This is a genomic window from Acidithrix sp. C25 (assembly GCF_904848545.2).
This window is the reverse complement of sequence record NZ_CAJHCI020000006.1, coordinates 1,276,484-1,299,656: the sequence shown is the minus strand read 5'-3', so window position 1 is coordinate 1,299,656 and position 23,173 is coordinate 1,276,484. Positions and strand designations below refer to the sequence as shown.

Below are 23,173 nucleotides of genomic sequence, written 5' to 3'. Positions count from 1 at the left end.
TGATTAAAAGTTGTCGCCATCTCTCTAATTTCATAGTTAGTCGCCAGATCAGATTATGTTCCTGACAATGGTTCCATAAGGAGCTATGTTGATGGTCACATATTTGCGAGGGGCTCATTTGAAAAGAGCTCGTTGTTCAGGGCTCTAATGACGCCATGGATATTCCGTAGGAGTATCTCAAATATCTGATCTTTGAATGGCCTAACAAGCAAGTTTTTGGCCTTAGATAAGAAATTCATTTCTAGTGAAGTGCTATGGTTTTGGAATAGGATTTAGGGCAAGAAGTCACAAATTGTAGAGTTTGTACTCAAGGTCACCAAGGCGTGTTCCTTTTTGTCTCTGGTTGACATCATAAGGTAGCGATTATGTTTAGGTTGACTCCCAACCGTTGGTGCAATCGACGGATAGCTCTACGTTGGCTGTTGTGTCTTTGCGTCATAGTGCTCTCAATAGGGCAATTTGGGAGTCAGCCAGTCGAAGGCCAAGGTTCCAACCTGTACGTATCTGGATCTGGAAGCGACATTTCTAACAACTGCCAAAATATCTCCTCACCTTGTAAAACACTTCAATATGCCCTCAGTCAGGCGGCAAGCGGTGACACGATTGACGTCTATGGAATCGTCTTTGCAAATGCGATTAAGGGCCAAGGTGCAACCATTCCTACGTCCATTGCCTCGCTTCAAATTGTGGGTACCAACGGTAATTCGACAGTGGAAGATCTTCAACCCACAAGCCTTACTACGATAAATCCGAGTGGTGGATCGGTTATCACAATACCTCAAGCTGGACAGCAAATTTCGATCACCGATTTGACCCTATCGGATGGAGATAATCAATATGGTGGAGGTATCTACGCTCAAAGCGGGACTACAACGATGCTCAATGGCGTCAAAGTGTATACCAACTTCTCCACTAATGGCGGTGGTATTTACAATGCGGGCACTATGTCGATAATTGATTCTTCCATTGTGAACAATTTTGCGGGCAATATAGGAGTATTTTGTCTCGTCTCCTCACCAAACCAGTGCGTTCAATTAGCCTACGGCGGCGGTATATATAATGGTGGTCGGCTGACCATTAGCCGCTCATTGATTAGTCAAAATGTGATCGATGAAAGTTTGAGTAGTTATTCCTCTTCCCCCGCTAACTACTACGGCGGCGGTATATTTAATGGTGGTCGGCTTGATATGTTCGAGTCGTCAGTGACTCACAACTCTATCTCGGGAAGTGCTGGAAATGGGCAAACGATCTCTGGAACTATAACCGACGGTGGCGGAATCTTCAACATCAGTCAGAATTCGGCCGTTATTGCTTCGACGATTGCCGGAAACCACGTTTCTGTCAATGGTGGTGGTGCCGGAATCGGTTTCGGTCCTGGAGTACTTGCCCCTTCGTTGCTTAAGATGAGCGGCTCGTACGTGGTAGATAATACGGATCGTAATACTACGGATTTGATAAACAACTGTAGCCTCGGGCAATCTACAGGGACTATTTTTTCATTGGGTTATAATGTCTCTGATTCATCGGAATGCAATTTCACTGCTTCTGGCGATGTTAGTAACGTTAAAGTGACGCCAGTTGACGCACATTCCAGATACTTTGTGCCTACTAGTGGATCGATAGGGTTAGAGATGGTTCCCTACGATACCGTTATCTCCTATAGTGCCTCGGAGCCGAACTTTACCCTTTGTCCAACGACCGACGAGCTTGGCAACTCTCGGCCTTCTAGTGCAAGTGGATATTGCGACGTTGGAGCCATTGAGATAAATTACGGTCAAAGTGTAGTTTCGCCGTCGATAACCTCCGCTGCCACCACTACTTTTATCGATGGGGAGCAGGGATCTTTCACCTTCACATCTACTGGAACACCAAAAATCACCTATAACACCACCACGACATTGCCATCGGGGATTACCCTGTCTCCTGAGGGGGTATTGTCAGGCGTTTCCTCTGGAGGTGGACCCTATTCCTTCAGGGTAACTGCTAACAACTATGGTGGGCACTCAAGCCAAAATTTCACAATTAATTTTCAAAAGGCGACTTCTTCGATCACCCTGAAAGCATCGCCATCACCATCTGAAGCAGGTGTGTCTACCAAGGTATCGGTGGCGGTTGAAGATGCAAATGGTACTAATAAATATCCGCCTACGGGCAGCGTTGAAATATCTACTCCTGGAGTGAATCAACCTTTGTGCGATATTCAACTTAGTGACCTGTCCATCCTGAATATCCCGAGCGCCATCTCCGTAGGGAGTTGTAATATCGAATCGCCCGTATTGAGATCAATGGATCTCATTGCAAGTTATCCCGGAGATGGTAACTATTTGCAAGCGAAAGCGACTACCTCCCTTACTATTAATGGAGCTATAACCATTTCTTCCAAGCCTGCAAATTCGTCGATTTTAGTTGGCTCTAACTATAGCTACACCCCAACGATTAGTGGCGGTGTGGGTGCTGATATTTTCAGTGAAAGCGGCCACTTGCCACCGGGACTGAACTTTGATAGTTCAGTTGGATCGCTGAGTGGGAGGGCGACTGCCGCGGGTACCTACAGCTATTGGGTGAGCGTAAAGGATTCATTGGGCGCTAGCGCCACTCAAAACGAATCTATAACCGTCGATAGGTCGAATAGCTCCCTTTTGCTTTCCATATCTCCAACCGTGGCGCTGGCTGGCTCCTCGGTCGTGTTGTCTGCAACTATCAATGGCTTCAATCCAACTGGTTATGTGAATTTTTTCGATGAAAACGGCCCGCTATGTTCGTCGCTTATCTCTGGGAACGCAGCTTCATGCAGGATAACCCTTGACAGCGGTAATTACAGTCTTTATGCTAGCTATAGCGGCGATGGCAACAATTATGGCCAAGTGTCAGGCTCCGCATCCTTGAATCTCCTACCAACTTTGGCTCTATCTGCATCGAATCCACATGATGCAACCGTCGGAAATTATTACAATACTTCTTTAAATGCCCAGGGCGGAACTCCCCCTTATGAATGGACCTTGGTCTCTGGAAATCTTCCAAATGGACTGTCCTTGTCAACCTCAGGTGTTTTGTATGGAACACCAACAGCACAAGGGTCATTTACCTTTAGGGTGTTGGACTCTGACTCAGGTCTTTTGTTACATCAACAATCGATCGCTACTTATACCTTGATTGTCGTAGCCCATCCCGCGACTTCTTCTGGAAGCACTTCACCAAGTGGGACTAGTAATCCTCAACCTTCGACCCAGGGTTCTCCAACGACACCAAGTGGGACTAGTAATCCTCAACCTTCGACCCAGGGTTCTCCAACGACACCAAGTGGGACTAGTAATCCTCAACCATCGACCCAGGGTTCTCCAACGACACCAAGTGACTTCAATCTGACCCTGACGAATCCGGGGAGCCAAGCAAGCAATATTCAGGGATCTCAACTGATTGAGTCGCCGTCGTCTTCTAGTGGTTTCACCTCTCCAACCAAGCCCACATTAATGGAGCCAATTCCGCCATCCAACACCACAAACGTTACTAACTCCAATGCCCCAAGTGGCTCTTCTTCGCGTAGCCATAGTGGAACTACTAGACCAGATCGCTTTTTTATTACTTTCACTGAACTTTTATTTTTAGTATTTGCTTTAATGGTGTTGATTGGGTGGATCATTTATCGATCACAACCTAAGAGTCGACCTAGCTGACCTCGATTCGAGAGGCTCGATATGAACTCGGGTTGCCTGGAGTTCAACTGCTACTAGAAGAGCTAGACGATAGGTCTCACGCTTATTGCGAGGTACGTTCTAATCTGAATTTGGATATTCATGCATCATCTACTTCGTATCTGAAACCTTTATAATCGACTTAGAAGGTCCAATTCGCAGGTCGATAGTTATTTAAGCACCGACTTTAACTGAGAGGTTTTGGATGAATCACTTAGGTGTTTGAACAATTCCAAGAAGTTGGGTCTCCATCTCCTTTGCTCCTGGATATATGGACTTTTATCTCTATCTCTCAGCTACCATGGCATTGGTCGTCTGGTTTGCAGTAAGGCATAATATTGGATTAATTTGTAAATCAACAGGGCTGCATCTAGGGTGATCATCTATCTAGATGCAGCCCTGCTGATTTTAATTTCAAGGAGTCTTTCGCTAGCTATCGTGGACGTCTCGTAAATTGATTAGGTCGCAATCACTCCAAAGTGGCATGGTTCACAATTTGAAAATCCAGGGTGCTATTTTTATTAGAGGTGGCGGTCTATGTGCTACCTAAGGACGACCGGCGTGGGGCACCTCGACTCTGGTCGTCATAATTACTGCTTCAGTCTTGTTCTTGCGCAGGTGTTCAAAGGAGTCCGGAGCACTGCACAAAAGGAGCGTCTTTCCGTCCTCGCCGCCAAGCATGCATGCGAAGAAGCCCATCCCAGAGGGTGCAGGGATCTCGTCTGTAATCTGGCCGCCTGGGGCGATCCTAATTACTCGATTGGCAAGTGCGTCAGCCGCCCAGATCTGTCCTTGTGCATCCAATGAGCATCCATCAGGTGCTATGGTCACTTGTCCTATTGTCTCTCCAAAGGTTCCGAGCGTTGGTAGGGGAGCAAGTTCGGCCCAGGTGCGGCGATTTGAGAGCGTACCATCGTCTTCGATGTCGAAGGCGCTATAGCGACAACCCATGGTTTCGCCTACTATTAGGGTCTTTCCGTCTGGGGTGATAACAGAGCCATTCGGGAAGTACATCTCAGATGCTACAACTTGGCTTGTGCCATCCATATCGACCATCACTATTGAGGTGGATTTGGGATCAGCACCATTCATAAAGTCAAATCCAAAGTTACCGACATAAGCGTGTCCTTTAGCATCTATCGCCATGTCATTGGAGGGACCGCCGCTGTATTGTGAAAGGTCAGCATGCACGCTGGAAGTTCCTTTTGCTGTTGATCGAAGGAGGAGGTGGTCCTTCATCGAGACGACGAGCATCGAACCATCAGGCAGCCATCCAATTCCTGATGGTTGACCAGGTACTTCAAGCATTACTTCAGGAGCATTGTTTGAATCGAGACGGATCACCCTATGGCTGTAGAAGTCCGATAGCCACCACGAGCCGTCGTGCCACCGTGGTGATTCAAAGAAGGTGCCATTTTCTAGAATTGTCTCCAATTGATATTGTGTCATCGCTAATTTCCTCGAGATCTATATGGCCTATAACTGAGTCAAATCTAGCGCAGGCTGTATAGGTGGAGATGGCCATTTTTGAATCGATTCACCAATTTTCCCCGAATAGGTCGCTGTCTCGTATTTTCCATCGTTGATTGCTCATTCTTCTTCCTTGACTGATAATCATGCTGATTTCTATTTGGGTCTAATTGGTTATCAAGGATCAATTGGAGATGATTGAGACTTGATCAAGTTGCAATTTTTTAAGGATTAAAGGTTGGAGATGAGAAGGCAATTCATAAGCGCCGATGACGATGTATATTTGCTCCTATGACAAATAACGTTCCTACTGTGATTGCGACCTCCGGTGGATTTTTTCAGGGTAGACGAAACCCAATAGCCTATGGTCCACTTATCTATCACGCCATTGAGCGATCAGGCGTTAGGGGAAGAAGACCATCAATCTGCCACATCTCAACGGCATCTGGTGATCAAAGATATTTCCAAGCATCTTTGGATCAAGCTGGTAGAGATAGCGGATTTACTACATCACACCTGAATCTCTTTCCAATGCCGAATGTGGATGATATTGAGTCTTTTCTTGGCGAGCATGATGTTATTTGGGTCGGTGGCGGGAGCGTTGCCAACCTCCTTGCTATCTGGAAGCTCCATGGACTTGATGAGATTATGCATAGGCTTTGGCTAGGAGGAACCGTTTTAGGAGGGGTCTCGGCTGGGTCGATATGTTGGCATATAGGCGGCACGACTGATTCATTTGGTCCCGATTTGAGGGTTGTTGATAACGGCCTTGGTTTTATCCCTTACTCGAATGGAGTCCACTACAATTCTGAGGCCCAGCGGCGACCGCTTTTTCAGGAGGCTATTCGAAGTGGGGCTTTGCCCGAAGGGTATGCCAGTGACGACGGTGTGGGTTTGGTCTACGTTGGTACCTTATTTGAAGAGGCCATAACTGAAGTTGTAGATCGCTACGCTTATCACGTTTGGCGCGATGGCGAGGAGGTGAAAGAAGATCAAATAGTACCCAGGGTAATAAATGGTGCATGAGGCTAGTCTTGGATAACCTGAGAAGTTTTGTCATTTAGTCTATTTTTTCACCTTAGAGAGTCTCAAATCTCTTAGTTTGATCGATTTGAAATCAACTAATTCCCTTTTATAGCAATCTCATTCTCTAGTGCAACTTTTTTCTTTATCAACTTTCTTTCGGTTTTAATGCCCAGAAAATGGATACTCGAGGGAGTTTTTATACCCTAAAGACAAGGTTGGCAATATGGCTAGCAATATGGTTGACGAAGTCGGGTTGTTATAGAATTGATTAATTTTCGATACCGGGTTGGATCCGCCCCGTAGGCCTTTAATTGGGTTGTTTCGCCTTTAGCGATTGGATTCCATGAATCAGCGGTGTTACCAAATTTATGACGATCTCCTCTGGAAGATCTTCGTTGATAGGAAGGCCATTGGCAAGCGCCGCATGGATTATAAGGGACGGTATTAGATCGCCCACTCGGTTTAGCTCTTGCTTGTCGAGGGCGAGTTGACTTTGGTGTTGTTCCATAATATTTCGAAAGATCATCCGCCTCGGTTCCGCGATTCTCTTGTCAACCAGCTCCCTTAGTTCATCTTTTCTACGTGATTCCAAGATGAGCGCTAGAGCGATCTTTCCACTAGGAGCATTGAATCCTTCAACTACGCTCCTCGCGGCTGATATTAGGTCGTTGGTGAGATCACTGGATTGATCAGGAACTTTAATTCGAGGAAGAAGAGGTTCAACTGCAGCGATTACAAGTTCGGTCTTATTGGGCCAACGCCGGTAGATAGAGGCTTTTGAAGTGCAGGACAGTTCAGCAACACGCTCAATTGAGAAGGCTAAGAGCCCCTTTGAACAGAGTTCTTCTCTGGCTGCCCCAAAGATAGCTTCCTCTAGTTCACAGCCCCGGCGCCGGGTCTTGGTAACGGAGTTTTGGGTATTCATATTTTTATCTCGTTTGGGAATAAGAAACGCTTGCGTTCCTTATAGTATATCAGTTAGAAGTTTTTTGTGATTTGTGATTTGGAGTAAACATAATGCCGGAGAAGATTAGAGGGCCACATAAAGCGCCAGGACCGTTGGCCATTGCACTTATCGCTAGTGCTCAGTTGATGATTGTTCTCGACATAACCATCGTAAATGTTGCACTGCCCTCTATCGGCAAAGCGTTTTCCTTTTCGCCCACCTCTCTTACCTGGGTAGTAGACGCCTATACGCTTGTCTTTGGCGGACTGCTTCTATTGGGTGGTAGATCTGGCGATATCTTTGGAAGACGCAAGATGTTCATGATCGGGGTCTTACTCTTTGCTGGCGCTAGTTTTGCTGGTGGCTTTGCAACTAGTGGTGCGCTTTTGATTGCGGCTCGAGCTCTTCAAGGAATTGGCGGGGCTATTGCCTCTCCGACTGCGCTTGCTCTAATTGCTTCGAACTTTGAGGATCTCAAGGAACGAACAGAGGCGCTAGCGATCTTTGCCGCTGTCTCTGCGGCAGGGGCCTCAATTGGATTGATAGCTGGAGCATTGCTAACGCAATATCTTAGCTGGAGGTGGGTCTTCTTTGTCAATACCCCTATAGCTATAACCTTGGCTATTTTAGCGCCTCGGGTTTTGCGCGAGTCTGAAAAGCAACACGTTCCAGCCGACTTTATAGGAGCAATCGCATCTATCCTGGGTGTTTCAGGAATCGTCTATGGTTTTATCCATTCGGCAGCCTCAGGTTGGACCTCGCCAATTAGTATTGGGGCTTTTGGTATCGGAGTCGTTGGACTCATCTCTTTTTACCTTCGCGAGCGATCAGCCAAGCAGCCGCTCTTGAATCTTTCGATCTTTTCAAACCGTAACCGAAGCGGTGCTTACGCTGTCATGTTTCTAGTGGCTGCAGCGCTATTTTCACTCTGGTTCTTTCTTACCCAATTCCTCCAGGATGTACTTGGCTACTCGCCTCTAAAGGCAGGTTTTGCCTTCCTTCCTATGACCGCTACAGTTATGTTGATTGCCAAGAATGGAGCTAGAGCGATGCGTAAGATCGGGCCGCTCCCGCTTTTGGTCTATGGTCCCATGGCAGTTGGATTGGCATTGTTCCTGTTCTCCCGCCTTGGTCCCGGAGCATCTTATACAACACATGTTCTTCCTATCTTGTTGTTGAATGCCACAGGCCTTGGTGCTACATTTTCAGCGGTATTTCCTACATCTATGACAGGAGTTACTCCTAAAGAGGCTGGACTCAGTTCGGTTATGGTGAGTGTCGCTCAGCAAGTTGGAGGAAGCCTCGGAATTTCAGTCTTAGCGACTGTGTCAGCGGCTAGTGCTACGAACAAAGCTGCTCAGCTTGTTGCCTCCCATTTTACTGGCCATAATGCCAAGATCCTGATCGAGGTTTCAGGTTGGACATCAGGCTTTAAGGCTGGGGCAGTAATGGCTGTTTTGGCCGGTATTATTGCATTGTTTTCCGTTCGGCGACCTAAGCAGGAGGCAATCGCACCTGGAGTAATGACTAGCGTTGTTATGGAATAGAGTTCTTCTTTGATATCTGGGCGGATTCAACTTGACACCTACCAATTGCCCATACGATGTTGCAATGTTAGGCGTCAAGTTGGCAATCAATAAGGGGAACTTCACCTTGGAGTTCAAAAGCGGCCCATAGGGTAATTGATTGTGGTAACAGCGAAATAGAGGTTGCTGTAGAGCTCTTCCTTAGAGAAGATTTGCTAAGAAGATGGGCCCGCGAGAAACGTTGCCGCATCCAAGCTAGTAAATCCACAAGCGAAAAACCTCTGACCGCTCTGGAACCAGTTGAGCTAACCAGGTTGACGCGCCAAGTAGTTGAGCTAGAGAAAGTCTAGCCTTCCTTGTTGAAGAACGATAGACTTACCACGCATGAGAATCCGCCAAGCAAGAGAGATTTGCGCTAACGCAAGCATAAGTGCTCGAGCTTCGAGGTCACAGGAATGGCTCGTCTCGTAGTGGCATCTCGTGCTCCCTAGGCGTCAAGTGAGTTGGCATCTACAAAAAGACAATAATCAAGCGCCCGGTTGTGTTTGATAACAAACAAAGTGGTGTGTGCTTGTCTATAGGGGAATTTACACGAGGTACTCATGACTAATCAAACGGTGGCTCTTTACCATGGTTTATAGTCTGTAAAGTTGCTCTCAGATGTAGGTGACAGCGAAAAGGATCTCTATGGGCGATCACGGTTCGAGCAGTGGACCATATTGAGATCGAAGCGGCAGGGCATGCACGTCTCTATTTGATGGCTGTTGCCGGAAGTTGGCCGCAACTCCCCGACGATCTAGATACTGACCGAGCGGCCTTCGAAGCGGGCAACCCTACCTAGTGGTCTGCAACCATTGATGTACTTGCATTCGGCCTCGTAATTGATGATCCCGACCCGAATTTCATGTACCTCGATCATGGGAGCACGAGCCAGCACGAAGTTATCCGAGGCCTTAGTCATAGCGGCCGAAGCTGTCCCATTTTCGTAGTTCATTGGAGGGTTATGGAAAGAGCTGCGAGACAGACTCGGACTGGACGGGACGTTCTAGGACGCAACTGTTGGGTGAAAAGTGGGTATAAGTATTCGTCAATGACGTGGGGTTGATGGGATTCGTGGTTGATGGCATCAGTGATTTAATCCATCCACCATATTTTCTTCCCAGTGTGGTGAGTTCAGGAGCTTCGTAAAATGCCACTTTTCAAGCTGTAATCGCCTTTGCGCTTAGCGAATGGTAGCACAAAGGACGCACAGAGAGGAGATTTAGAGTGTCCACAACATCTCGACGTCCTAGCATGAGGATGGACCTTCGGACTACTCCAGATGAGAGGCGACTAATCGACCGTGCGGTTCAAGAATGCTCGAGCGATCTTGTAAATTTTGTTATTTCACAGGCATGTGAGGCTGCCCAACGCGTACTAGCTGATCGGGACAGTTTCGTCCTTGACGGAGAAGTACTTGAAGAGTGGAACAGAATCAATGCTGGACCCACAAGGGATCTTCTAGGTCTTTGCCAGGTCCCACAGCGCCCATCTTCCTTCGTCGAGTGAGCCCGAGGTATGCACCACCAGACCTCCTCTTCCTCGGTCATGATCTAAGCCAGTACCATTGTCGTTCATCGGAATAAACTGACTGGCTATATCGGCACGCCCTTCAAGCTACCTCTAGCGGCTCAACGCGAGTCTTTGTGGTCCCACAGCGCTCCAGTAACTCGGTTGTAGCCTACTATGCGTGGTGCATGGCACAGATTCGTTTTGACGTTGCACCCACAAGAGTTCAGCAGGATGAAGACATTATCCTGAGCCAATTGCCCTTCTAGCGCGTCTTGGAGTTGACCTTAGACACGAGAAGCTAGGCTTGGATCCGCTCTTGTGCGAGACGTAGTTCTGCGACTCCTCGACCTGTCTGACAAGATCGGCTGCCGCGGGCTTCTGATTCATGCGCAATCCGACGAGGCCCGTGACTTTTATCTCCGCCACATCCCCGAATTCGAACAGAGTCCAACGGATGACCTTCATCTAGTTTTGTTAATGAGGATATCCGTCGCACTTTACGAGCTGAAACATTACTCACAGAATCCCACCCCTATTGATCTCGAAATGCTTGGGAAAACACAGGCTGGCGCGCGTCACGCTTTCATATTTCATCGAACCAAACCTGTCCGCCAGTAGTCGGGCAGACAGATAAATATATCCCTCAGATGGGCTTTCATTTGCCCTAAAGCGCCCGATCGAGAGCATCGACGACTTGCGAAAACGTATCAATAAAGAGGTGCGCACCAAAGAAGAGACCCGACCTACAACCATTAGTCAATCCGAGAACTGGTTCTTCGGAGCGAACCGGCAGCAATCCGTGGGCCCTTCCACACCGATATCTGGGATGGATCCGCATCAAACCTTGCCAGCAAAGAGGCGGTCGCAATTTATCTGGTTGCTAGATGGTGAGCGAATCGCCCAGCTTTTGATCGGAGCGATAATGGCGATAGATACTCGATAATTGTAAGCATTGAGGCACTGGAGGTAGATGTCGATCTTTGGACACCCGTTGCCCAGCTCAATTTCCCGACTAACAGATCGATGCCCAGGATCTCTTTAGCAGGATTTTAAACAATCATAGAGTTAGAAAAGGACAACTGCAGGTGGAAGCACAATGTAGCTTAATAAATTCTAGTAATTCAGTCGGGAGCGTTATGACTTACGAGGCGCAGATCCGAGGTGCGGGAGGATCTGCTTGGCCGCAATAGGTATTTCCCTGTCACTGTAGCAATGTCGATGCGGCCGATGGAAAGCGTACTTGCCTTGACTTAGCTTAGGGCCTTCTTCCGTCCCCATTTGAATGCTCCTGAGAAAACTAGTTTGCAAAACCGCTACGATTGGCCAGACTGGTGGCTTTATCGGCTGGTCTCGACCTGAGACAGCGAGCAAAAATCAGATCGAAATGTGCTTTCTACTTTAAAGAATTGATAACGAAGACATCGAATGCAGGTGTGATCGAAACCAAGATGGACGGTACCGCTTAGCCGTTTTCATCGCTCCAGTAATCGAGGGCGTGCGTTACTTTAATCGGCAGCCCGCTAAGGCGAATCTTAGATAGGGTCATTGGGACGAGCCCCTTTTCGGGATCTACTCCCAGCGATTCAATTTCTGGATTTCGACGATTCCGGCGCCTTCGCCTTTTGGCCTGTCAATCTCGTTTCCAGCTGAGGTTATTTCGAAACCTCGTCACCTTGATAGCCAGGTTGTTGCGAGGCTTGACATTCCAGGCTTGACATTGCAGAGTTTGCCTTTAAAGAGGCATCTGAAACGCTTTGTTTGAGATTTTTGTTTTTATTGGGTTTTCCCTTGTCAACCCCCCCCGGGTGACCACAACCCCCGCGCAACCACAACAATGGGTGTTCCCTAGGTTGATTGATGATTTGTCGGTGGTTAATAGCAATCTTCGTGGCGGCGATAACCCAAGGAGCTAATTCGATCTCTTGATACGCTGTATTTTTGAAGTGGTATGAGCAATTTTGGCGTCGGTTCTCGCCTCTAGTGGCAGTGCCACCTAATCGATTCAGAACCATAATGTCGACCATGAGTCAAACTCGCTTTGATTAATCGTGCTAAGTTTGAGCCAAGAACGTATCGGAAGCGGGCTTTTTAAAGCGGCCTTCTTGAGTGAACTGCTTTGATTTTTAAGTTGAAGACAACAAAGACTAAGTCGGCTGCACTAATTGGATGGACTAAGGAGCACTGAGCTAATGCTGACAAATAAGATCGATCCCTCTGAAGATGATGGTGGCTCGGATGCTAACCAATACTTGGCCCCAATCTATGGATCTCGGGAGGTGGGTGAGCCAATTCCTCGCTTTAGGATGCCAGATTCTTCGAGTTCTCCACGTTTGATTGCCCAATTGATCAAAGATGAGTTGAATTTGGATGGCAATCAATCGTTGAATTTAGCTACCTTTGTGACTACTTGGATGGAGCCAGAGGCCGAAGAACTGATGGCTCAGAGCTTGGGCAAAAACTTTGTCGATGCGGATGAGTACCCTCAAACTATTGCGATTGCTGATCGATGCGTGAATATGATCGCGGATCTCTTCAATGCACCAAATAGCGGCCAAGCTCTGGGCACTGCTACCGTTGGATCTTCTGAAGCGATCCACCTAGCTGGCCTTGCCCTTAAATGGAGATGGCGAAATAGCCTTGGAGAAGGTGCGGGCGTGACTAGCCATCGAGTGCCAAATATCGTGATGGGGGCAAACGTCCAAGTCTGCTGGGAGAAGTTCGCACGTTATTTTGATGTGACTCCGCGATATGTTCCAATGGCATCGGATCGATACGTCATAGGGGTGAAGGAGGCTATTGACTTAGTCGATGAAGATACAATTGGAGTCGTTGGCATTTTGGGGTCAACCTATACCGGTGAGTACGAACCTATCGAAGAGCTCGCTAATGCGCTCGATGACCTACAAGCCACAAACGGAATTGATGTACCGATTCACGTTGATGCTGCATCTGGAGGGTTTGTGGCTCCTTTTTTAACTCCCAACTTGAAGTGGGACTTTCGGCTCCCAAGGGTCCATTCAATCAATACCTCGGGCCATAAATATGGTCTCGTCTATCCAGGTGTCGGTTGGGTAGTCTGGCGCGACCGGCAGTATCTACCCGATGACCTAATCTTTCATGTCAACTATCTTGGGGGCGATCACCCCACCTTCAATTTGAATTTTTCACGAGGATCGTCTCAGATTATTGCCCAGTATTACAACTTCCTTCGACTCGGGCGTCGAGGATACACACAGGTCATGGTTGCTTTGGACTCAACTGCTCGATGGATAACTCAAAGAATAGAGGAGATTGGACTCTTCAAAGTCTTATCTGCGGAGGAGACACTACCTGTGGTATGTATCTCTTTGGTCGATACCTCTCGTTATAGTGTCTTTGACATTTCATCTTCACTTCGCGAACGAGGATGGATAGTTCCTGCATATACGCTTGCACCTAATGCGTCTGAGATCGCTGTTTTGCGTATCGTTGTGCGCGAGGGGTTGGGGATGGATCTAGCATCAAATCTGATTGATGATCTTAAATCTGTTATAGATCACCTCATTAGGGGGCATAAACCGGCACCCCGAGTTAATCACCGCCACCGTAGCTTGGTTCCTAAAGGTGCCAAGGCCACCAAGGTTACTAGCGGTAATCATGAAGAAATAGCGATGCAAAAGCAAAAGGACAAGCCTCAGGGAATCTGCTAGATCTCTTGGTCTATCTGATTTGAGCGGTTCTTTGGAGAAAGAACTGGCTGACCTGCTGTGCAATGGCAAATGAGGATAACCATCGCTATTGATATCGCAACCGAAATCACCTACTGACGGATAGGATCAGCTGAAATCGGCTCAGCTGAAATCGGCTCAGCTGAAATCGGCTCAGCTGAAATCGGCTGTCCTAATTGGTTGGTTCGATTGATCACCAATGGTTTGATGGCTTACATATGTGCACCTGAGCATCGCAGTGACGAAGAATCAATTTGACTAAATCGTGGGTAGGGAGAGACAATTTAGAGAGGCTGATCTTATGAGGGCTTAGACTAACCAACCTTACAACTCCATGGCGCGGCGATGGCTGCTTAGTGATACCTAATTATTGCGATTTTTTTTTTGCAAATTGTCAATGAAGTATCTATGGTTTTATTTTTTATCGTCATGAAGATTTCTCACCCTCAATGCTTCCGATTGTCTCCAGCGACCAAGCCTCAAACCTCCGGTAATAGCGAAGTACATCGATGTCAAGATTTTGGCTCGATCTGATAAGTAATTGGTCGGTTGTCACCGCTAAGGCGCGGTGGGTTAGCGTTGAGTTGTTCTATGAGCAGACTAAGGGCTCGATTGATGCGGGGAGCATCAGGCTGACGAATGGTAACGGTAATTGCTCTTGGGCTATAGCGGATCTCACCGGGCTGATGAAGCAAGTTACGAGTAATGCTCCGGTACTCATTTAGATCACAGAGATAGTTGTTGAGCGTTCGAGCCAAGTCAAGTTCTGCGTTGTAAGCGAGCAATCTACAGACCATCTGTAAGGCCCGGCGATTGGTGACAGGCCAAGCTCTAGTGGCGTTGGGATCGATATCGGTAGCGGGGATCTTGGCGGGGATAGCTTTGAGTGCAACTCTTGCTTCCTCGAAGACCACACGTGCCACCTCGAGTTGACGCGAGAGACTATCAAGAGTGTTGTTTTTCTCTTTGATGTCGACAGTTTGGGTAGTAGCGTTTCTTCCAATAGATCTCTCAAGCTCTGCAACAGCTAATTCAGCGCTCTTGAGTGCGTTATGGGCTTGAGTGCGCATGGGATTGGTTACCTTGGCTACATTAGGGCGGCGATCCATGCGATAGTCACACAACCAACCAATGCTGTGGTGGTCTTGTAAGTACTTGAAGCTGTTTTCGATGCGCCACCGCGATCTCAGGGTGTGTGCTAGGCGAGCAGCACTGCTCACCAAATCAGAGGTGAGGATCTGCAATGCCACCTGACCATCCTCATAGATGCTGATCTGGCGGAGCGCTCCGACATCTTCTAGATGAAGAGTCTCTGATGCTACTTGGATGTAGTGTCGATATCCATCTATGGTTACCCATGAGTGTTTAGGTAAAACACTAGGTACCTCAAGAGGGGCACGGCGATAGGTGACCCAGTCGAAGCCGGCCTTGTTCAACTCGGCAAAGACCTTGGGGTAGGCACCACCCCGGTCAAAGCCGACCATCACCGGGCGGTCCCCACAGATGACCCGTAGCTGTTCAAGAGGACCCCACATGGTTTTGGAGAGCGACGACGGTGCTCCAGATGAAAAACAGATGGCCCGCCAATTCTCATCGACGATTAACGTGTCGTTCCTACCTGGCTCGCCGCGTCGTCGGCGGGTATTCCAACCTTTAGCCAGTGGAGCAGACCCGGTATAGGCAACGAAGTGATCGTCAACAAAGAACACTTCCGGAGCGCTATCGTCGGCCTCTAGCATTGCCTTGGCTAGAGCTACTTGTACTCTAAGAGGATCAATCTCATCGGCAAGGCCAGCGAGCCGGGGGCGCAGGGTTCGAAGATGAGGAAAGCGTTCCAAGCCGACCAGTGCTCCGGCGTCAGTGTCCAATAGGTGCTTGGTTCCCTCTAGTGACGATGCACCAAGTGCGAATCCAAAGGTTGCAACAAGCAACGTGGCGCTCACGTCGTAGCGGCGTGCGCTACCTGATGGCAACACACCGAACACAGCACTGGCACCCACTCGATCAAAAAAGCCATGCAAAAGCATCGCCCCTGCATAGGCACTTTGGCGGATCCCATCGCTGATGCGGGTAACTACTAGATTGTCGGTGTCGCTACTGTTTCCAAGATCGGGCTTTACTATGGCGGATTCGGCTTCTATGTTTGCTTGATCGGGCTTTTCAACCCCATCAATGACACTGAGGCGTAGTTGTTCGGACTCAGGGCGAACTCGCCGTGCCAGAAGACGGCTCACAGTGGCGGTCGAGACCGAAATTGCAGCGGCGATCTCGGTCCCTGGACGGTTTGCATCCGCCATGGCATAGGCCTGAGCAATCGCCTCATCACTGAGAAGCCGGGGTCGTCCCATAGGTGGGACCAAAGCGGCGGAACCGCCCTTGGATGCTCTGCCCCGCAATCTCGAGATGTATTCGGGTCGCAACTCAAAGAGAGCAGCCACCTCTAAGCCCGAGGCTCCTGCCGAAGTAAGTGCCACGATGGCCAAGTTTCGCATTCCTAGGTCCGCTGGATCGTAGACGAAAACTGCCCGAGGCCCCCAGCTCACCACCATCTCGCCGTTTACCATCGTCTTAGTGAGCTTGAATGGCGCAGGCATACCCGGAAGCAATTCGATTTGTTCTCGGCGTTTTCTCATCTCCTTATCATAGCACTATTGAACGACTTATGCAATTCCTAACATAAAAGAAATCCCTGTTCAAAACAGGGATTGCGGCTCAACTACCGGAGGTCTGAGCCTTTGAGGCGCCCAGTCAAATTGGGATCATTTGGCGGGTGGTTGATCCACATCTATGTTAGGAGAGCCGAAAATGGTTGCCGATAAAGCTGTGACAAAGAATCACTGTTGAGGTGCAACGAGCCGACGAAATAGTTTCAGATTCCTAAGGTAGAGACCAGTGAATGCCAGATTGATCACTCCTACAATGAGGAGTTCCACACCACGAGTATTACCTTGAACAGCCAACAAATATAGACCAAAGAACACTATGATAGCGACACCCGACAGACTGATAACCACCGAGGACTTCGCCCACTCAAGTGCTGCTTGATTGATTTTGGACGTACCTCCGAGGCTGTGTTTGACTACTGCATTTCGAGCTTGGCGACGTTCTGTTGGCGAACATTCCCGGTAGTTTGGGCCGCCGATCAGAACGATCATTGTGTCATCATCGACATGACTTGGATTTCGTTAGTATTCATTCATTCGACTCCAGATAGAACTTGGGTTGTTTTGCTCTCGAACAATAATGCAACTGCCACTATACAATATTACCTCGGCATCCAAGAGAAGTAAATTGGCTCCCTGATGAACTGGTCCAACGAAACGCCGTCTCAGTTGATAAAGTTGCCAGTTGGTAAAGTTGCAGTCTATATTTTGTGGTTGGTCACTTGTTCGACTAGTAAGTGCGAGTCTGCATATCTTAGAGTCAGCGGCCCCTTGTCACTTTAGACGAAGGGTAGTCGTTTGAGAGAGTGTCGAAGCTCAAATCATCTTTACAATCTTATCCCATGGACTCATCGAAGTCCCTAGTGTTATTGCTAACCCGAATGGCTTCTGTGGATGGTGCATGGTGCTGCGATCATGGTATCAAGGAAACCCATTGATTGACCGAGATACTTTAGCGCCGTTCGAATCTAGTTCATTTCGTTTTCTTGTCGATTGAGTGCGATCAGACCCACATTTAGATGAATAGACGATTAAATGATGTTGTGGAATAGCTTTCTTGACATATGAGATCGAAGGTGCAATATGGCCTTGATGAGCGCTCGGCTGATGTCGAGATCTTTCCTGCTATCAATTTGAGATGCCAGAGGGTAGTCTTAGCCGTTTGACAGGGTTGCAAAAGCTCTTCGTGATCATTTTGGTTTCCTTGGTTCCCATACGAGCTGAAGGTTAGCCTTATGGGTGATTTGGCTAAGGATCGCGGTGATGCGCACTGTTTAAATAAATGTACTTTAAATTAATGCGCCCTGGATCTAATGCACAAAGTGAGATAGCCTACGGCCTATTGTCTTCGCCTGTTGGAAAACGATAGGTAGTTGTCTGTCGCCTTGGCTTGGGTCATCTAAGGCTACGAGTAGGAGAGATCGACCGCGACCCATGATCGCTGGTTTGGTCGATCTCTTAGGGAGTTGGATTTGTTATAACTACCTGGCACCATCTTTTACCAAAAGGGCGTCACCTCTTGAGTAAAGGGAGACTGTTTCAGAGTTGGCCACCAGTGCAGCTTCAGAGGTGGGTATTGCAACGATGATCAATCTGTCACTTTTATCTAAAAGTGTCAACTTTATTGTTGATCCAAGAAAGCTTTTGGCAAGAACTCGGCATGTATCATCGCCACCATCTCGAACACCAATCGACTCTGGCCGTACAAGGACCTCAACTTGACTTCCAGATGGAAAGGCTCCGTCATAGGCGTAGTTGATTGGCCCGACCGTAGCAACCTCGACCGTGTTGGAATTGATTATCTTCCCTGGGAGGCGGTTGACGGTGCCGACAAATTCAGCCACAAATTCAGTGGCAGGATTTGTATAGACCGCGAGTGGGGTATCGAGTTGCTCTAGTTGACCCTGGTGCATGACTGCTATACGATCAGCGATGGCAAGTGCCTCCTCCTGATCGTGAGTGACAAAGAAGGTTGTGATGCCTAACTCGAGTTGAATTCTTCGAATTTCATCTCGAAGAGACGACCGTACCTTCGCATCAAGAGCAGATAACGGTTCGTCCAATACAAGTACTTCAGGTTTGATTGCAAGTGCACGGGCGAGTGCAACTCGTTGTTGCTGGCCACCTGATAGCTGATGAGGGTAACGATCGGCCTGGTCTTTGAGACCGATTAGCTCAAGCAACTCATTTGATCGAGCAGTTCGGTCGCTCTGCTTCTGGCCGCGCACTCGAAGGCCGAACTCTACATTTTCTCTTGCTGTCATATTTGGAAAGAGGCTGTAGCTTTGAAAGACCATTCCGATATTACGTTTGGCTGCAGGAAGAGAGGTAACGTCGTGGTTGCCAATGGTAACGCGTCCGCTATCTGGCATCTCGAGCCCTGCTAGGACTCTAAGTGCTGTTGTCTTTCCGCATCCGGAAGGGCCCAAAAGGACGATTAATTCGCCTGGGTCAGCATGCAGGTTGAAGGATTTTAAGGCCGCCACGTCCTTGAAGTTCCGGGCGATTCCATCGAATTCGACCGGCAGTCCTGAGCGACCGTATCGTCCACCTTGGGTATTTGTCTTCGTTGTCAACGATAATTCCTTTTACTTTTACTTAGCAATTTGGTTCAGATCTGTCAGCGCTGGCTTGAATTATGACCTGCGCTGTTGCCATTATGAAATTTCGAGATCGTCTAGTACTGGAGTGCTCCGTTTGGCGCGACGCTGTGAGAAGACGATCGTGATAACGGCTAGCGGTATCCAGGTAAATAACAGCGCTAGCAAAGAGAGTGCTACGGCTTGGCTTGCAGCCAATTGTCCAACCTGGACCAAAAAGACTGGAAAGGTGGTGAAGCTTAGGAGCGATGCGACTGCAAATTCACCCAAACAGAAGGCAAAGGTTAATATCGATGCCCCGATGATCCCACCCCGTAGATTTGGCAGTAAAACATATCGTAAAAGTTTGATCCACCCAGAGCCCAATGATTGGCCAGCTTCCACTAAGGTCTTTAGATCGATAGATTGTACTGCAGAATCCAAAGCTCGATAGCTAAATGGCAGTGCTAGTACGACGTATTCCAACGAGAGTATTACCGGTGTGCCATAGATGATATTGGGAAGCCCCCTAAATGAGGTAATGACCCCCAAAGTTACCACGACAGACGGAACTACGAGTGGAAGCAGCGATGCAGCTTCAAAGACACGGCGCAGCTTTGGAAGACGGACATGGACCCAAACAACAGTGGGAATCAGAAGTAAAAGGGTGAGAAAGACAGTTCCAACCCCCACCTTTGCTGACAGAAAAAGTGTGCTCCAGAATTGTGCAGTCCCAAAGAGTTGAGTATATGCCGAGATCGTGAAGCTGTTATGGTTCCCCAGAAATGAGAATCTGGCCGATGAGACGATTGGCACGATGAAAAAAAGGCCAACCAATGTCAAAACAATATATCTAAATGGTCTTCCTAGACGCAACACGTCACTGGAGTTATTGGCTGATCCTGGTTTGGATGTGATATCTGGAGCTATCGTAACCACTTAGAGGTCCTCCTTTGAATTGTCGCATAGATCAAACCAGCGATTACGACGATGAGAATCATTCCAGCTCCAAGCGCATCCCCAAGGTTGGTCTGTCCGGCTAGGACGTTTCCGGAGATGAGTGCGCCCAATTGGATGGGAACTAATGGAATCGTTCCCGAAGTCAGGGCTTGAGCGGTTGCGTATGCTGCAAAAGCATCAGTGAAAAGGACGATAAATGCTGCGAAGATCGGAGGTGCCAATAGGGGAATGCCGATCCATCGCCAGAACTGCGAGCGTGAGGCGCCTAAAGATTCCGAAGCATCCACCCACTCTTTGCGAAGAGCTTGAATAGGCGGAAGCATAATGAGGATCATTAGAGGGATGAGAAAGTATTGGTAGACGATGGCTAAGCCAGTTACCGAATAGAGCGAAAAGCCGTGCGAATATAGGTCAAAGCCAGCTGACTGTAGGAGTTTGGTTACGATACCAAAGTTTCCAACGGTAGCAACAAATGAAAATGCTAGTGGGACACCTCCAGTATTCGCAAAGACGCCAGAGCCTGCGGTGACTAGGGAGCGCACGATTTTGTTGGAGGTGGAACTTACCGCTAAAGCAGCCAGAAGGCCTACCACTACAGCAACTAGTGCCGCGACAAATGAGAGTTGGATACTCGCTATGAAGCTCTTTAGATATACACCATGGATTGCTTCGTTGAAGTTAGAGAGGGTAAGGTTGCCCTTACCGTCTTGAAATGCGGTGGCAATCACCGATACTGCCGGTACTGCTAGGAAAACCCCAAGATACGCGACAAATGGTAATGTTCCCGCAGCATTTTTCCAGCCCCGACGCCGCCCCCGCAAAATGCGACCAGCAGGTTCGGGAACTGATGTTCCGTCACCTGCTGGAGATGGCGAACGATCGAGGAGCTCGTCGTTTAGTGTCAACTACACTCCTTGTTCGCTTTAGCTACTTCTTGTTATCTAAACTAGCCTGTTATTGATGGCCACTGGTTTGCAACCAGTGCTTGGGCTGCAGAGAGCTGTGATCCAGTTGGGAACTGAGGTTGCCCAGTAACCGTAGGCAGCAAGCTCAGATAGGTCGAATTGACAGTTCCGGCCGTTTGCATGGCTGGAAGTAGGATCGGACGAGCAAGCCCCTTTAGGTAGAGGTTTTGCCCTGCGGCGGAATAAAGGTACTCTTCCCAGAGGCGAGCAGCAGCTGGGTGTGGAGCATTAGCCGAGATTGCCTGAGCATAGTAAGAGGCGTATTGACCATTAGATGGTACGAATACTTTCCAGTTGACCTTGCCCTTTGTCGCTATTGCATAAGCAGCATTTAGATAGTCCCAGTCGATGTTGACCTTGATTTGGCCGCTCTCAATGACAGCAGGGGAGCTCTGTACTGGTACGAAGTTGCCGGCAGCAGCGAGCTTCTTGAAGTAGTTGAGTCCAGGCTGGATATTGGAGAGGGAGCCTCCATTTGCGAGACTAGCAGCATATACTGCACCGAAAGCGGCACCTGCGCTCGTTGGATTTCCATCGAGGGCTACTGCACCTTTGTATTGAGGTTGTAGAAGGCTAGCGAAACTCGTTGGGGGATTTGAGCCAAAAGCGCTCGCATTGTATCCAATTGAGATGTAGCCGCCGTAGTCATAGTACCAGTTTCCCGCTGCATCTTTAGAGTTACTTGGGATCTGGCTCCATTCAGCAACTTTGTATGGGCTAAAGAGACCCTGTGAGGCACCGAGAAGGGCAAATGATGGTCCTACGTCAACAACATCAGGCTCCTTGGAAGTTCCTTTTTCCGCTTTTAGAGCTGCTAATTCTTGGGCTGATGAACCATTTGGGTTCTCGCTTGTGATAGTAATTCCGTATTTCTTCTCAAAGGATGAGATTAGCTGGCCATAGTTCGCCCAACCTGGTGGTAGCGCTATAACGTTGAGCGACCCTTCTTTCTTGGCCGCAGCTATTAGAGCGCTCATACCGCCTCCGGCTTGAGCTGATGTGGCTGTGGCCCAATTCGTTGACGACGATGCCGCAGTGGTCGCAGTACTTGAGCTACTGGTCGATCCACAAGCGCCAAGCACAAGTGCTAGTGCTGTGCTGCTGAGCGTAATCGCTACTTTCTTATTCAATGTTCCTCCTGTTTTGAACCCCTCAGATGTGCAAAATTTAGCATCAAATTATGAGAACTGTATTCAGTTTGCAAAAGATTTATATCTTATTCATTTGTTTTCCACCTTCCGTTCAATGGGTGGTAACCGTTTAAAGGGCGCTGATAGGGTAGTCAAACCTCGCAGATCTTTCCTTGACAACTCTTACTTTGTGGTTAGTCGGAACGACAGAATGGGAGATTGTAGGGTATTAGTTTCAAAAGGAAATCTGATCCTACCTCATGGTTGCATTATTTGGTAGATTCCAGTTCTAGCTTTTGGCGATTATTCAAACTCTGAGTTTTCTATGCCGCCTAAAGGTGCTGGTCTACCAATTATTGTCTCTAGCGAGGCTCCTTTGAGCTAGGAGCGTGACAATAAGTCCGGTGAGTTTTGATCATCGGCTGTTCAGCGTCAGTTAAGTGGATATCTAGCGGTAATGAATCATCTTTGAGTAGTTGAATTCTATTGTAATTAGATATTATGCCGAGATTTATAGCCTCTCAATAAAGACATTGACTTGGTGATAATTCTTGCACTTGGTTGAATTGTGTATTTTTTGTTTCCATCGACAGCTTTTCTATTCATATTTCAGGAAAAATTATGTTGCGCGCTGATTTACTTTATTTAGTTATTATGACCCTAGTAATAAAATATATAAAAGCGGTTTGCTTCAGCATCACTAGATATGGCAGAAAGGATCACCAAAGGTTCATTTTCTTATTTAGATATGGATGAACGTTCTAACTTCAATGGTTATCGTATTGATCCGAATAATATTAACACTTGAAGCTTAAGGTGTTATTGCGATCAAAGGTGGTGGCGAGAATCACCTTAGAACAATAGATATATAATCACTGATCTTGTTACTAAGCGTGATCCGAAGTTGGCAGGGTCAATTGAGTTATGCCGTTTTGCCTTGGTGTTCTGGATCCGAATT

At 48.0% G+C, this 23,173-nt stretch carries 16 protein-coding genes; 7 read left to right on the top strand and 9 right to left on the bottom strand.

All coding sequences use genetic code 11. The features are described 5' to 3' along the window. Positions 1 to 365 precede the first annotated feature (365 nt). Positions 366 to 3,674, top strand: coding sequence for a putative Ig domain-containing protein (locus ACIDITHRIX25_RS74685; RefSeq protein ID WP_201732818.1), 3,309 nt, complete (start codon positions 366 to 368; stop codon positions 3,672 to 3,674). 564 nt (positions 3,675 to 4,238) lie between these two features. On the opposite strand, the gene ACIDITHRIX25_RS74680 is transcribed toward ACIDITHRIX25_RS74685, so the two are convergent. After that, positions 4,239 to 5,141, bottom strand: a complete 903-nt coding sequence (locus ACIDITHRIX25_RS74680; protein WP_052604124.1) for an SMP-30/gluconolactonase/LRE family protein — start codon at positions 5,139 to 5,141, stop codon at positions 4,239 to 4,241. A 312-nt stretch (positions 5,142 to 5,453) separates the two neighbouring features. Between ACIDITHRIX25_RS74680 and ACIDITHRIX25_RS74675 the strand changes: the two genes are divergently transcribed. Continuing rightward, positions 5,454 to 6,188 (top strand): Type 1 glutamine amidotransferase-like domain-containing protein, encoded by a 735-nt coding sequence (locus ACIDITHRIX25_RS74675; RefSeq protein ID WP_201732817.1) that lies wholly within the window; start codon positions 5,454 to 5,456, stop codon positions 6,186 to 6,188. A gap of 307 nt (positions 6,189 to 6,495) precedes the next feature. Here ACIDITHRIX25_RS74675 and ACIDITHRIX25_RS74670 read toward each other — a convergent pair whose 3' ends face one another. After that, entirely contained in the window at positions 6,496 to 7,113 is a 618-nt protein-coding gene (locus ACIDITHRIX25_RS74670) for a TetR/AcrR family transcriptional regulator (RefSeq protein WP_201732816.1), read from the bottom strand. Between the two features lie 92 nt (positions 7,114 to 7,205). On the opposite strand from ACIDITHRIX25_RS74670, the gene ACIDITHRIX25_RS74665 reads away from it, so the two are divergent. The 3 genes from ACIDITHRIX25_RS74665 to ACIDITHRIX25_RS74655 all read left to right on the top strand — a co-directional run bounded on the left by ACIDITHRIX25_RS74665 (position 7,206) and on the right by ACIDITHRIX25_RS74655 (position 10,208). Next, complete coding sequence (locus ACIDITHRIX25_RS74665; RefSeq protein ID WP_201732815.1) at positions 7,206 to 8,681, top strand: MFS transporter; 1,476 nt, start codon at positions 7,206 to 7,208, stop codon at positions 8,679 to 8,681. 688 nt (positions 8,682 to 9,369) lie between these two features. Then, a complete protein-coding gene (locus ACIDITHRIX25_RS74660; RefSeq protein WP_283770401.1) occupies positions 9,370 to 9,501 on the top strand; it encodes a hypothetical protein in 132 nt (43 codons plus the stop codon). Positions 9,502 to 9,926: 425 nt separating this feature from the next. Beyond that, the gene (locus tag ACIDITHRIX25_RS74655) at positions 9,927 to 10,208 is read left to right on the top strand and encodes a type II toxin-antitoxin system TacA family antitoxin (protein ID WP_201732814.1); all 282 of its coding nucleotides are present in this window, start codon (positions 9,927 to 9,929) and stop codon (positions 10,206 to 10,208) included. A 243-nt stretch (positions 10,209 to 10,451) separates the two neighbouring features. Here the strand turns inward: ACIDITHRIX25_RS74655 and ACIDITHRIX25_RS74650 are convergent, their stop codons facing one another. Then, entirely contained in the window at positions 10,452 to 10,676 is a 225-nt protein-coding gene (locus ACIDITHRIX25_RS74650; protein WP_213333417.1) for a hypothetical protein, read from the bottom strand. A gap of 253 nt (positions 10,677 to 10,929) precedes the next feature. Here ACIDITHRIX25_RS74650 and ACIDITHRIX25_RS74645 point away from each other — a divergent pair, with 253 nt between their 5' ends. Both ACIDITHRIX25_RS74645 and gad read left to right on the top strand, forming a co-directional pair. After that, entirely contained in the window at positions 10,930 to 11,154 is a 225-nt protein-coding gene (locus tag ACIDITHRIX25_RS74645; protein ID WP_201732812.1) for a hypothetical protein, read from the top strand. Positions 11,155 to 12,400: 1,246 nt separating this feature from the next. Further along, complete coding sequence (gene gad, locus ACIDITHRIX25_RS74640) at positions 12,401 to 13,900, top strand: glutamate decarboxylase (protein ID WP_201732811.1); 1,500 nt, start codon at positions 12,401 to 12,403, stop codon at positions 13,898 to 13,900. Between the two features lie 530 nt (positions 13,901 to 14,430). Here gad and ACIDITHRIX25_RS74635 read toward each other — a convergent pair. The 6 genes from ACIDITHRIX25_RS74635 to ACIDITHRIX25_RS74610 all read right to left on the bottom strand — a co-directional run bounded on the left by ACIDITHRIX25_RS74635 (position 14,431) and on the right by ACIDITHRIX25_RS74610 (position 22,215). Then, positions 14,431 to 16,551, bottom strand: a complete 2,121-nt coding sequence (locus ACIDITHRIX25_RS74635; protein WP_201732810.1) for a putative transposase — start codon at positions 16,549 to 16,551, stop codon at positions 14,431 to 14,433. A 201-nt stretch (positions 16,552 to 16,752) separates the two neighbouring features. Continuing rightward, positions 16,753 to 17,073 carry a hypothetical protein gene (locus tag ACIDITHRIX25_RS74630; RefSeq protein ID WP_201732809.1) on the bottom strand — a complete coding sequence of 107 codons (321 nt, stop codon included), beginning with the start codon at positions 17,071 to 17,073 and terminating at the stop codon, positions 16,753 to 16,755. 989 nt (positions 17,074 to 18,062) lie between these two features. Continuing rightward, a complete protein-coding gene (locus ACIDITHRIX25_RS74625; RefSeq protein ID WP_201732808.1) occupies positions 18,063 to 19,157 on the bottom strand; it encodes an ABC transporter ATP-binding protein in 1,095 nt (364 codons plus the stop codon). 81 nt (positions 19,158 to 19,238) lie between these two features. Next, complete coding sequence (locus tag ACIDITHRIX25_RS74620) at positions 19,239 to 20,099, bottom strand: ABC transporter permease (RefSeq protein ID WP_052604205.1); 861 nt, start codon at positions 20,097 to 20,099, stop codon at positions 19,239 to 19,241. Next, positions 20,087 to 21,025 carry an ABC transporter permease gene (locus ACIDITHRIX25_RS74615; RefSeq protein ID WP_201732807.1) on the bottom strand — a complete coding sequence of 313 codons (939 nt, stop codon included), beginning with the start codon at positions 21,023 to 21,025 and terminating at the stop codon, positions 20,087 to 20,089. Before ACIDITHRIX25_RS74615 ends, ACIDITHRIX25_RS74620 begins: the two co-directional genes overlap by 13 nt. A 41-nt stretch (positions 21,026 to 21,066) precedes the next feature. Beyond that, positions 21,067 to 22,215 (bottom strand): ABC transporter substrate-binding protein, encoded by a 1,149-nt coding sequence (locus ACIDITHRIX25_RS74610; RefSeq protein WP_201732806.1) that lies wholly within the window; start codon positions 22,213 to 22,215, stop codon positions 21,067 to 21,069. Positions 22,216 to 23,173: the final 958 nt, after the last annotated feature.

What these genes read in the sequence shown, in the direction of transcription:
- ACIDITHRIX25_RS74650 (WP_213333417.1), bottom strand. Translation starts at nt 10,676, where the DNA reads ATGAAGGTCATCCGTTGGACTCTGTTCGAATTCGGGGATGTGGCGGAG.
- ACIDITHRIX25_RS74665 (WP_201732815.1), top strand. Translation starts at nt 7,206, where the DNA reads ATGCCGGAGAAGATTAGAGGGCCACATAAAGCGCCAGGACCGTTGGCC.
- ACIDITHRIX25_RS74680 (WP_052604124.1), bottom strand. Translation starts at nt 5,141, where the DNA reads ATGACACAATATCAATTGGAGACAATTCTAGAAAATGGCACCTTCTTT.
- ACIDITHRIX25_RS74675 (WP_201732817.1), top strand. Translation starts at nt 5,454, where the DNA reads ATGACAAATAACGTTCCTACTGTGATTGCGACCTCCGGTGGATTTTTT.
- ACIDITHRIX25_RS74635 (WP_201732810.1), bottom strand. Translation starts at nt 16,551, where the DNA reads ATGAGAAAACGCCGAGAACAAATCGAATTGCTTCCGGGTATGCCTGCG.
- ACIDITHRIX25_RS74630 (WP_201732809.1), bottom strand. Translation starts at nt 17,073, where the DNA reads ATGATCGTTCTGATCGGCGGCCCAAACTACCGGGAATGTTCGCCAACA.
- gad (WP_201732811.1), top strand. Translation starts at nt 12,401, where the DNA reads ATGCTGACAAATAAGATCGATCCCTCTGAAGATGATGGTGGCTCGGAT.
- ACIDITHRIX25_RS74685 (WP_201732818.1), top strand. Translation starts at nt 366, where the DNA reads ATGTTTAGGTTGACTCCCAACCGTTGGTGCAATCGACGGATAGCTCTA.
- ACIDITHRIX25_RS74670 (WP_201732816.1), bottom strand. Translation starts at nt 7,113, where the DNA reads ATGAATACCCAAAACTCCGTTACCAAGACCCGGCGCCGGGGCTGTGAA.